We start from the raw sequence: 13722 nt of genomic DNA on the forward strand, positions 1-13722 counted from the left end.
AACTTTAAGCGAAATATTCTTTTATATACAAATTCTTTAGGAGGAACAATAATGAGATTTGGAATTATAGGTGCAGGAGTAATAGGGACAAATATTTCTAAAAAATTAGTTGAGAATGGACATAATGTCAAAATTGCAGAAACCCGAGGAATTGAACATTTAAAAGGAAGAGAGCTTGATGCAACACCTGTGAATTTAGAAGATGTAATAACAAATATTGATGTTCTTATAATATCTCTCCCTTCTGTTGTAATGCCGAGCATTCGTAACATTGTAGATAAAGTTGGAGAGGAAGTAATCGTTGTAGACACTTCAAATTATTATCCTTTTAGAGACAATAAGATTGAAGAAATTGAGAACGGGATGGTTGAAAGTGTATGGGTTTCAAATCAATTAGGCAGACCTGTCATTAAAGCTTTCAACAACCAATTAGCTTATACATTGGAAAATAAAGGAGCCCCCAAAGGTGCTAGTAGTCGCATTTCCTATGCAATTGCCGGTAATGACCAAGCACATAAACAAGTAATCATGGACGTGGCAAACGAACTAGGCTTTGATGCAGTGGATAGTGGCTCTTTAAGTGATTCGTGGAGACAACAACCAGGAACTCCTGCATACTGCACAGAACTAACAAAAGAGGAACTAATGGAAGCGCTCAAAAAGGCAGATAAAGAAAAAGCCCCACTCCTACGGGATAAGGTAATAGAGAAGCTTTCAGCTGAATTATCTCATGAAGATATTGTAAATCTAAACAGAGAAATATACAATTCATAAAAACAAGAGGTGCACTCAGTTAGAGCGCACCTTTTTGTTTCGCTTAGGCTCACCATTTTTTAACCATAATTCATATAAACGTATATAAATGATGGCAAATGAAAATAGGAAATGTTATGAAAACAAGCTTTCATAACCAGTGATATGGATTTACTATGTTGAGGGCCCAGCGGGTGAATAATCCGTGGAGATTCAAGTCCTCTCGGCCGCATCTCAGTGATACCAAGGGTAATAGAGAGATCCTTGGTATTTTTTTGTGCTTGTTTTTAAATGATCTACTGCCCACAAACTGCCCACTTACCTAAAGTAAGTCATCTGCAGTCGACATCGCACAAATATTTTCATCATTATAGGTAGTTACTAATGCCTCAAGCTCCAATTTGCAAAAGCAGAGAAAGTATTACAAGCATGGAGGAAAACAAAGATGCCTTGTTATATGATCAGCTATTAGAATTTAGACACGAGATAATAGGGCAGGGGCATAAGGGTACTGAAAAGGCTTAATCTTTTTTAAAAGGTTAAGCCTTTTTTTGGCTATAAATGTAATCGGTGTCCAATAGTTGCCCTGAATTCATGAAAAAGGATAAAATAGGTGTAAATAAGTTGTAATTTTAAAATTAGAATCAAATCCTTATCACAAAAGCAATAATAACTAATCGGCGAAGAAAGGATAACAGTCAAATGAAAACATTAGTTATCGTTATACACCCTAATTTGGAAACGTCTGTTGTCAACAAAACCTGGATGAATCGTTTAAAGCAAGAGAATGACATTACGGTTCATGACCTGTACGGTGAATACCCTAATTTTATCATTGATGTAGAAAAAGAGCAGCAGCTCCTGTTAGATCATGAGCGTATCGTTTTTCAGTTCCCAATGTATTGGTACAGCAGTCCCGCGTTACTCAAACAATGGGAAGATGATGTGTTAACACATGGCTGGGCTTATGGAACTGGAGGTACTAAATTGCATGGAAAAGAACTGCTCTTAGCGATCTCCTTAGGCGCACAGGAATCTGATTATCAAGCAGGCGGAGAATATAATATCACGATCAGCGAGCTTATCAGACCGTTTCAAGTCACTGCTAACTATATAGGAATGCGTTTTCTTCCTGCCTTTACACAATATGGGACACTTCACCTTTCAAAAGAAGATGTTAAGAACAGTGCGGAGAAATTGGTTAACTATCTTAAAGCTGAGCATTGATCCGGTATTCGCGAGGGAAGCTGAAATAAATGATGTGTTGTGAAAATAAGGATTTGTGATAGATGTTAATTAAACTTTATTTCAAAGTTACATCGACTGAATGCAGGAGGGCATAGAGCGAGGACTTAATTATAAAAAAAGAGACCAAGCTATTCACCTGGTCTCTCACTATTTCAACTTTTTACTGTTAATTAACGCCAAGCTGACGGAGAATATCATGTACATCCACATGAGATCTATGTTCAATAATTTTACCGTCAACAATACGTAACAACATCATAAGAGAGAATTTAACGCTTTTTCCTAAATTCAAAATTCAATTGTCGGTGATTGGCCTGTTTAAATGCATCCATTATTTCATACCCGGTGCTACTTATTTCTGTTGTAGTCTGTATCCTGATTAATAGGTAAAGAAAGTCGAAAAGGTATACGAAATTCTTCATACAAATTAAAGTTTTGAATGAAAGAGCAGGATTACTCCTGCTCTTTTTCTTTCTGATTGGGCTGGATTAAACGCAGACGGTTATTCCTTGGGAAAAACAAAAAAATTTCTTCTATCCATTGACTAGCTGGGCTTTAGCCGGGTTTCTATCACCCTGTTGAGCTTGTCAGATTTTAAAAAGATATGGTACGTTTATAGTGTTTTGTTTCACCTGATTGTGGGGTAATAAAGATAGGATCAGTAAATAATTCTTAGGAACGACCTCAATCTTATAATAAACATATTGGAAGACGTAATGGAAGAACTAAAATAAAGGTTTAGGATACTTTGAAGAAATAAAAGTTTTTGTTCGATTGTGATAATATTCACAATGGAGCTTTATTAAGGGGAATCATTTCTCCAAATAGTCTGCAGAAAATACCAACCACAGCCCAAGGATATATCACTAACCGCTTTGCCTGGTATTATCTGTTGGATGTTTCTCTTTTTGTTGCTTTTTGTATTATTTTTAGTCCAATCGGCAAAAATAAGTTAAGGAAACCAGCGAAAAAACTGAATTTCATCCTTCTTTCCTGGTTTACAATGTTATTTGGCGCTGATATGGATATTAGTCTAGTCTTTTAAGGTACAGTTGAACCAATCATCCACTATGCCGTTAGCTCTCCATCAGGTGAAACAGAAACCCCCAGACTTTTAAAGAAGCATTACGCTATACATTCTGGGACTGCATGCTTGGACCGTTTATACGCTTGTATAATGTGGATTTGATAATTAAGGAGTCGATATTATTAAATGAAGTTTAACAAGAAAAAAATTAACGTTGTAGACATTCAAAAAGCGAAGAAAAGCGTGTTTGCTACAGGGATAGGAAACGCGATGGAATGGTTTGATTTTGCTTTATATTCTTATTTGGCAGTTATTATTAGTAAAAACTTTTTCAGTCCAGTTCAAAACGATGAATTAAAGTTAATATTTACTTTTGCTACATTTGCAATTGCCTTCTTACTTAGACCCGTAGGCGGAATTATTTTTGGTAAAATGGGTGATAAATTTGGTCGGAAAATAGTATTAACAATTACTATTTTAATGATGGCTTTATCTACTTTAATAATTGGTGTGCTTCCTACTTATGATCAGATTGGTGTATGGGCCCCTATATTATTACTCTTAGCTCGTATTCTGCAAGGTTTTTCTGTGGGTGGAGAGTACGCTGGTGCAATGGTATATATCGCAGAATCTTCTCCAGATAATAAGCGTATAAGGTTAGGCAGCGGTTTAGAAATCGGCACATTATCTGGTTATATAGTAGCTTCTGTTTTAGTTACAGTACTTTTCTGGACTTTATCTGATGTTCAAATGAATAGTTGGGGATGGAGAATTCCTTTCTTCTTAAGTATTCCAATAGGATTATTTGGTTTATATTTGAGAAGTCATTTAGATGAATCACCAATTTTTGAAAATGACATCTCTGAAAGCCAAGAACAACAACCAGGTTTATTAGAAGTCATTAAAACATATAAAAAAGATATCTTTTTATGTATCGTATTTGTGGCATTTTTCAATATAACCAATTACCTATTGTTAGGTTATATGCCTTCTTATTTAGATGAGAACCTTGGTATAAGTGATAATATAAGTACACCGGTTACAGCAATTGTATTGATTATTATGGTACCGTTCGCTTTAACTTTCGGTAAACTAGGAGATAAATTAGGAAATAAAAAAGTTATATCAATTGGATTAGTATTAGGAATTGTATTTTCGATTATCTCTTTTCAATTTCTTAATATGGGGAATATAACATTCTTATTTATAGGACTTTTAATGTTAGGTATTGTATTATCTGTATACGAAGGCACTATGCCAGGATCTTTACCTACGTTGTTCCATACTGACATTAGATATCGTACATTATCCTGGACATTCAACTTATCAGTTTCTATTTTTGGTGGAACAACACCTTTAGTTGCTTCTTGGTTAACCCATGTGACAAGAAACAATTTGGCGCCGGGTTTCTATTTATTAGCAGTTAGTTTAATTGGCTTAATAGTTGTGTTAACCTTATTTAAAGATACTTCAGGTAAATCTTTAAAAGGTTCTTACCCAACAGTTGCTTCTAAAGCTGAGTTTCAAGAAGCTGTTGAAAATCCAAAAGATTCACTGTGGTGGAAAATGGAACAAACAGAAAAGGAATGAAAAAAACATCCATTTAATTGACCGGCTACTCGAAATACAGACTCAGAATAAGCTGGGATTATCCGAGCAGCAATGACTGCAGCTCTTTTATATTCTGGAGGGCTTACTGCTTTGCAAAAGCAGCGTTGCTATTCTCGATCGTCATTATTTTATTGGTTGTGTCCTAATAATAAAACGTTGACGCAAGAACGAAGAGAAATTAAAAGGTCCGAGCAATACAGCAAAATAAGAAGCAAGAAGCTTTGTTATGCCAGTTCTTCTCACGAAGGAGAGCTGGCTTTTTATTTTCTATGGGGTCCAAAGCAGAAAACGAGAACTTGTACGCTAATCACAGTACTTGGTTCTTCTTGTTTTATGGGAGAAGGAAAAAATATCTGTTAAAGGTTTAGGCGAAGAATTATATCTAGACTCCGGAACATTAACTCCAGTTTTAAAACGACTTGAGGAGCGAGGTCTTATTATAAGAGAGCGTTCAAAAGAGGATGAACGAAGTGTAATTATTACGTTAACAACTGAAGGGAATGAGTTTAAAGAAAAAGTCACAATGATACCTAATGCAGTATTTGATAAAACCGGTTGTAATGAAGAAGAAATTAAAAGTTATAACAAGGAAATTCGTAATTTACTTAACATGCTGACAACTGAGCAATAGTTTTATGAATATAGATGGCGGGCCCAGCGGGTGAATAACCCGTGGAGGTTCAAGTGCCTCTCGGCCGCATCAATGATACCAAGGGTTTTGACACCCTTGGTATTTTTTGTTTATAGAAATTTATCTGTTACTGTCCACTTACTTATAGCAGGTCGTATGATTTGTCAGTCACCTTCATCCTTCAGCTGACTGCGTGCGGCGGTAGTAAATATGATAATGCAATTAATGAAGTGATGAAGCAGGAGAAGAAAGTCAGAAAAGAAATGCGAGCGGATTCAGATGAGCACAAAAGAGATAACGTCATAATTCGTTTATATGATGACGGGAAATATATTCAACTTGCGTTTTATCAGCCAGAAGAAAGTACTCGCAAGCTGACTGCTTATTCTTATTATGAGAAGCTTGGAGATTCTTATGAGGAAATAGGAAATGGCACATATGCCGGGTGATGGTGATGGCGACCGCCTTGGTCTTTATAAGAAAACACCTGATTATAAAGAGGTTAAAGGCAAGGAAACAAAAACAATGTGCTTGTTCATTCCTGATAGGGGAACAATTGTTTTACCATTAAGTTGTTGTGTGAGAGCCAGTATGTTAAAATGCTACGTAGATTTAATAATAAAGTTTAGATTCAAGGAGATTTATTTATGAAATTGGATGAATTCACCATCGGGCAGGTTTTTCAAACTAAATCTTTTGAATTAACAAAAGAGAATATAATGAATTTTGCAGAAGTGTATGACCCACAATACATGCATTTAAATGAAGAAAAAGCAAAAATGGGCAGGTTTAATGGAATTATTGCTTCTGGAATACAAACGTTATCTATTACTTTTAAGCTTTGGATTGAAGAAGGGTGTCATGAAGACGATATTATTGCTGGGACAGGAATGAATAATATAAAATTCCTAGCACCCGTTTACCCTAATGATAAACTGAACACTATTGTTAAGGTTATTGATAAAAAACCAAATAAAAGCCAGACGGGGATACTTACTGTATTGTTATCTACCTATAATCAGAAAGAGGAAAAAGTGTTTGAAGGTGAGTTATCAGTATTAATTAAACGCTAAATGACCTTTGCGGCATATCATCGTCACCTTTCATTTTTTATAGGTGTCTGGATGAAATGAGCAATCATCTTAATTAATTGAGTGGACTTTGAGTCTGCTCTTTTTTATTTGTTCAACCTATTTCAAGAAACAAAGGACTCACAATAACGAAAACATCTCATAAATACAAATTTAAAAATTGCTGCCTTGAAGTTTTTTGCATATTCCTCTGTACCATTGCACCGGATGAATATCTATAATGAGCGTTCTATCCTTCGATGTTATGTTTCCTTTTTGCTTTTTGGTTTTGTCAGTTCAAAGCTGTACTTTACCATGTCATGGATTTGGTGCTCTGGGAGTCCCTCATCTAAGGTAAGAGTATTCCAATGCTCCTTGTTCATATGGTATCCGGGCTTGATTTCTTCAAAAAGACCACGCAGAAAATCAGCCCTTTCAGGTTCGCATTTAAGGTTGACACATAAGTGTTCGTCGCGAGTGAAGATAAGTGCAAATATTTTCTTATTCCCTTTGTGACGAATTGCAGTCCAACCATCTCCAAAAGGATGGTCTTCATAAGAGTTTGGAAAGGTTAGGCAGTAATCTTTTATTCCATCATAATTCATTATCAATTCACCCCATACCTCATTATTTTTATATACAGAACATATTCGTTCAAACTAAGATTTGCGGTTTCTTTTATACCAATCCGAGATTTCCTCAAGTCTTTGTTTGAACTTAGCTTCTGAACCTTGAGTTGTTGGATAGTAATACTCAACGCCCTATTAAAGAATCTGGCATCGTCTGCATTGTCGTTAATTTTTCCTCTGTATCATGAGCATATTTATATCCCTTACCGTAATCTAAATCTTTCATCAAAAGGAGCAGACTTTATGTCTGCTCTTTTTTTGTTCATGAAAAGCCATTTTTTTATCCCCAGTCTGATAAAAGATTTTCTGTGAAATCATTTAATAATTATTGGTCAATTTTTCTTTTTCAATAATATCCTTTACCACATCCTCAATTGTGATATGCCCAAGAGCTTTTTCCAAGGCAGATTGGGCGATTTCAAATATTGGACCAATTGTACTTTGAATGTTCCGGCCTACAGGACATTGAGGATTGGGATTTTCATGTATACTAAACAATTCTTTATCTTGAACAACATTAACTGCTCTATAAACATCAAGTAAGGTGATTTCAGTTAAATCCTTCGCTAATTCAGCTCCTGCAATACCTGGCCGAACTTTTACTAAACCTGCTTTTTTCAGCATCCCCACAATTTTTCTTATGAAGGCGGGATTTGTATTTACACTTCCAGCTAAAAATTCAGAAGTGCTAATTCCGTCTTCATTTATTTCAATAAGAGCCAATATATGAATTCCTACAGCAAAACGGCTGCTAATAGACATGATTTCTTCACCATCCTCATTACTTTACACTCTTTATAGTACACTTGTAACTGAATGTATTACAAGTTCTTTTACTCTAATATGCTCAATTAACAAGATGATAAAAGTATTGACAAATAGAAAAGGTGTAACTAAAATTATTACATGTAATCAATATGGTTACATTTAAAATTTTGAATGATTAGGAGGACTTTAAATTGAAAATTGGAATCATTGGTGCAACCGGAAAAGCTGGAAGTCTTATCTTGAAAGAAGCGGTAAGCAGGGGACATGAAGTAACTGCAATTGTAAGAGATGCTGCAAAACTTAAAGAGGAAAAGATTGCAGTCATTGAAAAAAATATAATTGATCTTACATCGGATGATCTAAAAAAGTTAGATGTAGCAGTTAATGCCTTCGGTGCTCCATTAGGAGAAGAACAGGCACATGTAGATGCTGGCCGGGCATTAATTAGGGCATTAAAAGGAACGGGTACAAGAGCAGTAATTGTAGGTGGAGCAGGGAGTCTTTATGTAGACGAAAATAAAACTGTCAGTGTAATGGATACACCTGATTTCCCGGAGATTTTTATTCCGACAGCTAAAGGGCAAGGTCGTAACTTGCAAGAACTAAAGGAAACTTCTGATATGAACTGGACATTTATCAGTCCTTCAGCGGTATTTGACCCAGACGGGAAAAGAACTGGATTTTATCAGTCAGGAAAAGATCATCTTCTTGTGAATTCGAAAGGTGAAAGTTATATCAGCTATGCAGACTATGCAATTGCAGTATTGGATGAAATTGAAAATCCAAAACATATAAATGAACGCTTTACAGTTGTTGGAGAAGCTGAATAATTGAGTAGAAACAAAGGGTACCATTAGTGTCATCGCTAATGGTATCTTCCTTCTAAGAATGTACGGAGACATTGAAAATTTTGCAATCAGAGCAGCTGATTATTTTTATGAAAAAGGGGATTTATCACGTTCCAATGAGTATTATCGACTGAGATTAAAGCGGGACGAAAAAATAAAAAAAAGGGGAGATTATTAATGAAGATCAGCCTGACTTTGTTTACAGTCATTTTATTGGGCAGCATCGCAGGAGTGGTTTTAACAAATAATGTCCCTATTATCAAAGCTCCTTTTCAAGTTGCTGATGACAGAGTAGGTGCTTAGTGAGTTGGACCAAAAAAATATGTATAAAAAGCTCTGACTAGCAACTTTTTGGATTAGTTAGAGCTTTTTTATTTGACTGTGTTACCCAGTGTAATCCTCCGTATTGTTTAATACACTTTAGTTTGAAAATCCGGGAAACTCTTCTACAGTTCCTATTTCGTGTCCAAAGTGTGAATATTCCAGCGGGGAACTTTACTGAAATGAGGGGTATTTTCGAAAACACACCAGTATGCTTTATGACCTGCCGTCAATGACATTAAAGAAATGATTTGATGAAAAATAAAAAGGAGCGATATTCGTTAAAATTCAGGTAGTAGCCATGCATAGCATATAAAACACATGATTTAATTCTAAATTCTTTACTGATCGTTCTTAAATTTGATATACTTGAAATACGTCAGATCTAACTGTTTTGCTGCTCAAATGAGAATGATCGTTCTTTAATTATTTAAGAATGAAGGAGGGATAACATGGCTAGAAATAAAGAATTTGATGAAAAAAAAGCATTAAGAAAAGCAATGGACCTTTTCTGGGAACAGGGGTATGAAAAAACATCCATGCAAGACTTGGTGGACCATATGGGCGTTCACCGCAGAAGTATCTATGATACATTTGGCGACAAACATACTTTATTTATGCGAGCCTTAAGTCACTATGTAGAAGTAATGGAAGTAAGAATGAAGAATGAAGTGAAAACAGAATTAACGGTTAAGCTGGCTATACGAAAATTATTTGAAATGGTTATTTACCCAAAAGAAGATCAGCCAAAAGGATGTTTAGCTGTTAATGCAGCTGTTGAATTATCCCTAATAGATGAAGAAGTAGCTAAGAAAATCACAGAGATTTTTATAAATGCGGAAGCATTATTATTTGATCTGCTAAAACATGGTCAAGAACAAGGAGAATTTTCTAAACACCATGACATTAAAGGGCTTTCTCAATTTATTCATAATTCACTCGTAGGGATACGAGTATTAGCAAAAACGACAAATGATAAGGAAAAATTAGAAAACATTATTGATTTGACTTTGTCGACACTAGACTGAATCTATTTTGTTATATGGATTAACTAATTAGAAAATTTGTTTTCGAGGAGAGAATAATATGAAGTACACAGTTATTACAGGAGCAAGCTCAGGTATAGGATATGAGACAGCATTGGAATTTGCTGCTCGCGGCAAAAACTTAATTATTGTAGCTAGAAGATTAGATAAATTAGAAGAGCTTAAATCAACCATTCAGAATATTAATCCTGATTTGGATGTTATTATTCGTACAAGTGACTTATCTGTCACAGCTCAGGCATACACACTGTATGACAATTTAAAGGAATATCAAATTGAGACTTGGATTAATAATGCCGGGCTTGGTGAATCTTCTTCTGTCACGGATCAGAATTTAGATAAAGTGGAAACCATGCTACGTGTAAACGTAGAATCCTTAACGATTCTTTCTACACTATTTGTACGTGATTATTCGGATGTAGAGGGAACTCAGTTAATTAACGTATCATCAGCACTCGGATATGCAATTGCTGTTGGCAGTATTACTTATTCTGCATCTAAATACTTTGTCAGTGCATTTACAGAAGGCCTTGCAAAAGAACTTGAACGCAAAGGTGCGAAAATGAAGGTGAAAGTTTTAGCGCCAGCAATCACGGAAACAGAATTCATGAAAACTGCATCTGATACGAAAGAATATGATTACAAAGCAAATATCCCGATGTACCACACAGTTGAGCAAGTGGCGAGTTTTATGATGGAGCTTTATGATAGTAATCAAGTAGTAGGAGTTGTAGACGGAAACTATGAATTTCAATTAAGAGATCAAATCTATCCGATTCTAGAGATGTAATATTTCAAGTTATTAAACCTATATAACGATGCTCTACATCAATAACACTAGGAAGATGAGAAACATTTATTCACAGTATCGGTCTATAAAATTTAATTATTTGAGAATGATCGTTCTAAAAATGACTGCTGTTTAGGTGGAGGGTTAATCATAAAATTGGAAGTCAGACTTCGTTAAAAGAAAGATTCCCCTCCACCTAAACGATTATATAAAAAGGTAAAAACCTAATAAACGTAATATGATAGAGGATGCTGATAAAAAAATGAAAAAACTTATGAAAGCAGCTCAGATCACCAAGTATTCAAAAGATCTCTATGCCCAAATCAATGACATTCCAATTCCAGAAATCGATGACAATGAAGTCTTGGTAAAGGTCAAAGCTGCGGCAGTCAATCCACTCGAAATGTTAATTATTACAGGCAGCGTGAAACTGATTCAAGATTATGAATTCCCATTAACGCTTGGTAATGAATTGACAGGAGTTATCGAAAAAGTCGGAAAAAATGTGGCAGAATTTCACGTAGGAGATGCCATCTATACACGTCTCCCCCTCGAAAAAATTGGCGCTTTTGCGGAATATGCCGCAATTGATGCTGCCGCAATTGCACCCATGCCAAAAAATTTGTCTTACGTGGAAGCCGCTGCTGCACCACTGGCTGGACTCACAGCGTATCAAGGTCTGCATGAAGAACTTGAGGCACAGTCAGGTAAATCTGTCTTCATTCCAGGTGGATCAGGCAGCTTTGGTCAGATGGCTGTACCAATCGCAAAGGCAATGGGCCTAAATGTCATTGTTAGCGGCAGCTCAGAAGCGCGCGAACGCATTTTGGAAATGGGTGCAGATCAATATTTGGATTATTCAACAGAAAACTATGTTGACTTGTTGTCAAATGTGGATTGTGTGATTGATACACTGGGACCTAAAGAATTTGACAGTGAATTGAGTATCATCAAACCGGGCGGAAGATTGCTCTCTCTCCGTACAGGACCAAATAAACGCTTCGGAAAAGACCGGAATTTTCCATTGTGGAAACAAATGCTATTTTCCCTTGTTGGCGCAAAGTATGATCGCAAAGCCAAGAAACAAAACGTGGAATACCATTTTATCTTCGTTCGTTCTGACGGCGCACAACTTAAAGAGATTACCAAAATCATTGAAGAAAACAACATTGCTCCAGCAATTCATCCAATACAATTTACCATAGACAACGTAAATGAAGCGCTAGAACTAGTCGCAAATGGACGGCCAAAAGGGAAAGTGATTATTCAATTTTAAGGGGAATACAAAGAAAACAGTCAAAAAGTTAAGATCGTTTATGCAAAGGATTTTGAAAGGCAATATTAAGGTGTTACAAACCGCGAGTTCTGCTGATTAAGAAATGGAAAGATAAAAAGCTAGAACAAATCATAGAAAAACTTCATCAAGCCAGAGTTCATTATAAAACATGGAGAACTAGCCATTTCAATTAGGCGGTTACTCTAATAGACATGTCACCAGTAACAAGACATTAACTGTCTTGAAATGAAAACCTACTCCATTTTTACTCCCAAATAAAAATAAATCGAAGTAAACATTCATAATCAAAATAAACAAATGCTGATATTATAGGCTTTTGTAATTCATAATAAAGAATCACTTTATTGAGGGCCCAGCGGGTGAATAACCCGTGGGTTCAAGTCCTCTCGGCCGCATCCTAATGATACCAAGGGTTTTGACACCTTTGGTATTTTTTGTTGTAAGTGCATATGGCATTAAAAAAGTGCTGACCTCTGCACAAAATCTTTGCGCGAGTCTGCACTTTTATTCTGCAAGATACACTGCCCATTATCATCGATTATGGGCGTTTATTTAATCCGTTCTTAGCCGAGCTGATACCTGGCTTTTAGAAGTTTTTTTTAAGTGGGTAAAACCAACAAATTTTTTGCCTTCTTCATCCCATAGGCGGAACTTTAACGACTTAATACTTGTTGCCAGTGTGATGGTCGGAACGTTTTGCAATGGTTCAGTGTTGTTATGCACGATTTCAAGCTTATAGTTTGGGACTCTTGGGCTTAAATGATGAACATGATGGAAACCGATATTGCCTGTTAACCATTGCATGACTTTTGGAAGCTTATAAAAAGAGCTTCCTTCAACGGCTGCTTTTACATATTCCCAATGCTCATCTTCTTCGAAATATGAATCCTCAAACGTATGCTGAATATAAAACATCCAAATTCCGAGGGATCCCGAGATCATAAAAATTGGCGTCTGGACCAGCAGAAAGTTTTGCCAGCCGATAGCCCAACATAAAAGTGCTGCCAAAGCGACGATCCCCAGGTTCGTTACATATGTATTCATCCGTTCTTTGCGTTTTGCCCCTTTACGATTAAAACGATTGGTAATCCCGAAGACGTAAATCGGTCCGATAATAAACATAACAAACGGATTTCTGTACAAACGGTACATTATTTTTGTCTTAGTTGAGGCTTCCTTATATTCCTCAACAGTCAGTACCCAAATATCGCCCGTACCGCGTTTGTCCAGGTTACTGCTTGTCGCATGATGGACAGAATGATCGTGTGCCCAATGATCAAACGGATGCAGAGTCAGAATTCCAGTAATTGTTCCAAGGATTCGATTCGCCTTTCGGTTCTTAAAAAAGGAATAGTGGCAGCAATCATGAAAGATGATGAAGGTTCTTACTAAAAAACCTGCTGCAACGACAGAAATGGCTAATGTAAGGAAATAAGAAATGGACAAGCTCTTATATGCCAAATACCATAGCAGGAAAAATGGTACCAATGTGTTAATGATTTGACATATACTTTTTTGTAAATCGGACTTTTCATAAGGTGTAACCAGTTTTCTCAAAGTCCTTAGGTTTTGTTCATTCATTTTTAAAAGTTTCCCCTCCCCTGATGTTCTTCTAAGTAGCGAAAACGTTTGTCTTTGAAGTCACAGCGTCATACACCATAGATGATAAGTATCTTTCCCATT

General features: G+C 36.1%; 16 protein-coding genes and 2 pseudogenes. 13 read left to right on the forward strand and 5 right to left on the reverse strand.

What is annotated here, in order from left to right:
- The first annotated feature begins 51 nt into the window (after positions 1-51).
- From JNUCC21_RS02590 to JNUCC21_RS02600, 3 genes are all read left to right on the forward strand, one after another.
- Positions 52-774, forward strand: coding sequence for an NADPH-dependent F420 reductase (locus JNUCC21_RS02590; RefSeq protein ID WP_150941032.1), 723 nt, complete (start codon positions 52-54; stop codon positions 772-774).
- A 363-nt stretch (positions 775-1137) separates the two neighbouring features.
- Positions 1138-1278, forward strand: a complete 141-nt coding sequence (locus JNUCC21_RS02595; RefSeq protein WP_157872133.1) for a hypothetical protein — start codon at positions 1138-1140, stop codon at positions 1276-1278.
- 177 nt (positions 1279-1455) lie between these two features.
- A complete protein-coding gene (locus JNUCC21_RS02600; protein ID WP_015416878.1) occupies positions 1456-1980 on the forward strand; it encodes an NAD(P)H-dependent oxidoreductase in 525 nt (174 codons plus the stop codon).
- A gap of 187 nt (positions 1981-2167) precedes the next feature.
- Here the strand turns inward: JNUCC21_RS02600 and JNUCC21_RS02605 are convergent, their stop codons facing one another.
- Entirely contained in the window at positions 2168-2293 is a 126-nt protein-coding gene (locus JNUCC21_RS02605) for an ester cyclase (RefSeq protein ID WP_227051472.1), read from the reverse strand.
- Positions 2294-2767: 474 nt separating this feature from the next.
- Between JNUCC21_RS02605 and JNUCC21_RS02610 the strand changes: the two are divergent.
- The 5 genes and pseudogenes from JNUCC21_RS02610 to JNUCC21_RS02630 form a co-directional block, all read left to right on the forward strand.
- Positions 2768-3176 (forward strand): annotated as a pseudogene (locus tag JNUCC21_RS02610) (BCCT family transporter); the annotation flags it as partial.
- Positions 3177-3214: 38 nt separating this feature from the next.
- The gene (locus JNUCC21_RS02615; RefSeq protein ID WP_063096234.1) at positions 3215-4618 is read left to right on the forward strand and encodes an MFS transporter; all 1404 of its coding nucleotides are present in this window, start codon (positions 3215-3217) and stop codon (positions 4616-4618) included.
- A 337-nt stretch (positions 4619-4955) separates the two neighbouring features.
- On the forward strand, positions 4956-5270 hold the full coding sequence (locus tag JNUCC21_RS02620; protein ID WP_072588824.1) for a MarR family winged helix-turn-helix transcriptional regulator: 315 nt from the start codon (positions 4956-4958) through the stop codon (positions 5268-5270).
- Between the two features lie 161 nt (positions 5271-5431).
- Positions 5432-5792, forward strand: a pseudogene (locus JNUCC21_RS02625) (cystatin-like fold lipoprotein); the annotation flags it as partial.
- 125 nt (positions 5793-5917) lie between these two features.
- Positions 5918-6343 (forward strand): MaoC family dehydratase, encoded by a 426-nt coding sequence (locus JNUCC21_RS02630; RefSeq protein WP_003156152.1) that lies wholly within the window; start codon positions 5918-5920, stop codon positions 6341-6343.
- Positions 6344-6603: 260 nt separating this feature from the next.
- Here JNUCC21_RS02630 and JNUCC21_RS02635 read toward each other — a convergent pair whose 3' ends face one another.
- The 3 genes from JNUCC21_RS02635 to JNUCC21_RS02645 all read right to left on the reverse strand — a co-directional run bounded on the left by JNUCC21_RS02635 (position 6604) and on the right by JNUCC21_RS02645 (position 7731).
- Positions 6604-6945: an MmcQ/YjbR family DNA-binding protein gene (locus JNUCC21_RS02635; RefSeq protein WP_012116882.1), complete on the reverse strand. Its 342-nt coding sequence runs from the start codon at positions 6943-6945 to the stop codon at positions 6604-6606.
- 148 nt (positions 6946-7093) lie between these two features.
- Positions 7094-7195, reverse strand: a complete 102-nt coding sequence (locus tag JNUCC21_RS02640) for a hypothetical protein (protein ID WP_225307344.1) — start codon at positions 7193-7195, stop codon at positions 7094-7096.
- A gap of 92 nt (positions 7196-7287) precedes the next feature.
- Positions 7288-7731: an Rrf2 family transcriptional regulator gene (locus tag JNUCC21_RS02645; protein WP_108654912.1), complete on the reverse strand. Its 444-nt coding sequence runs from the start codon at positions 7729-7731 to the stop codon at positions 7288-7290.
- A gap of 197 nt (positions 7732-7928) precedes the next feature.
- Here JNUCC21_RS02645 and JNUCC21_RS02650 point away from each other — a divergent pair, with 197 nt between their 5' ends.
- The 5 genes from JNUCC21_RS02650 (at position 7929) to JNUCC21_RS02670 (ending at position 12018) form a co-directional block, all read left to right on the forward strand.
- Positions 7929-8567, forward strand: a complete 639-nt coding sequence (locus JNUCC21_RS02650; protein ID WP_259425015.1) for an NAD(P)-dependent oxidoreductase — start codon at positions 7929-7931, stop codon at positions 8565-8567.
- A gap of 195 nt (positions 8568-8762) precedes the next feature.
- On the forward strand, positions 8763-8888 hold the full coding sequence (locus JNUCC21_RS02655) for a hypothetical protein (protein ID WP_257645089.1): 126 nt from the start codon (positions 8763-8765) through the stop codon (positions 8886-8888).
- Positions 8889-9358: 470 nt separating this feature from the next.
- A complete protein-coding gene (locus tag JNUCC21_RS02660) occupies positions 9359-9934 on the forward strand; it encodes a TetR/AcrR family transcriptional regulator (protein ID WP_150941033.1) in 576 nt (191 codons plus the stop codon).
- A gap of 58 nt (positions 9935-9992) precedes the next feature.
- Positions 9993-10742 (forward strand): SDR family oxidoreductase, encoded by a 750-nt coding sequence (locus tag JNUCC21_RS02665; protein ID WP_032866855.1) that lies wholly within the window; start codon positions 9993-9995, stop codon positions 10740-10742.
- A 262-nt stretch (positions 10743-11004) separates the two neighbouring features.
- The gene (locus tag JNUCC21_RS02670) at positions 11005-12018 is read left to right on the forward strand and encodes an NADP-dependent oxidoreductase (protein ID WP_369878536.1); all 1014 of its coding nucleotides are present in this window, start codon (positions 11005-11007) and stop codon (positions 12016-12018) included.
- Between the two features lie 573 nt (positions 12019-12591).
- On the opposite strand, the gene JNUCC21_RS02675 is transcribed toward JNUCC21_RS02670, so the two are convergent.
- The gene (locus tag JNUCC21_RS02675) at positions 12592-13620 is read right to left on the reverse strand and encodes a fatty acid desaturase (protein ID WP_369878537.1); all 1029 of its coding nucleotides are present in this window, start codon (positions 13618-13620) and stop codon (positions 12592-12594) included.
- Positions 13621-13722 lie beyond the last annotated feature (102 nt).

The organism is Bacillus sp. JNUCC-21 (assembly GCF_041222765.1).
GTDB lineage: Bacteria > Bacillota > Bacilli > Bacillales > Bacillaceae > Bacillus > Bacillus velezensis.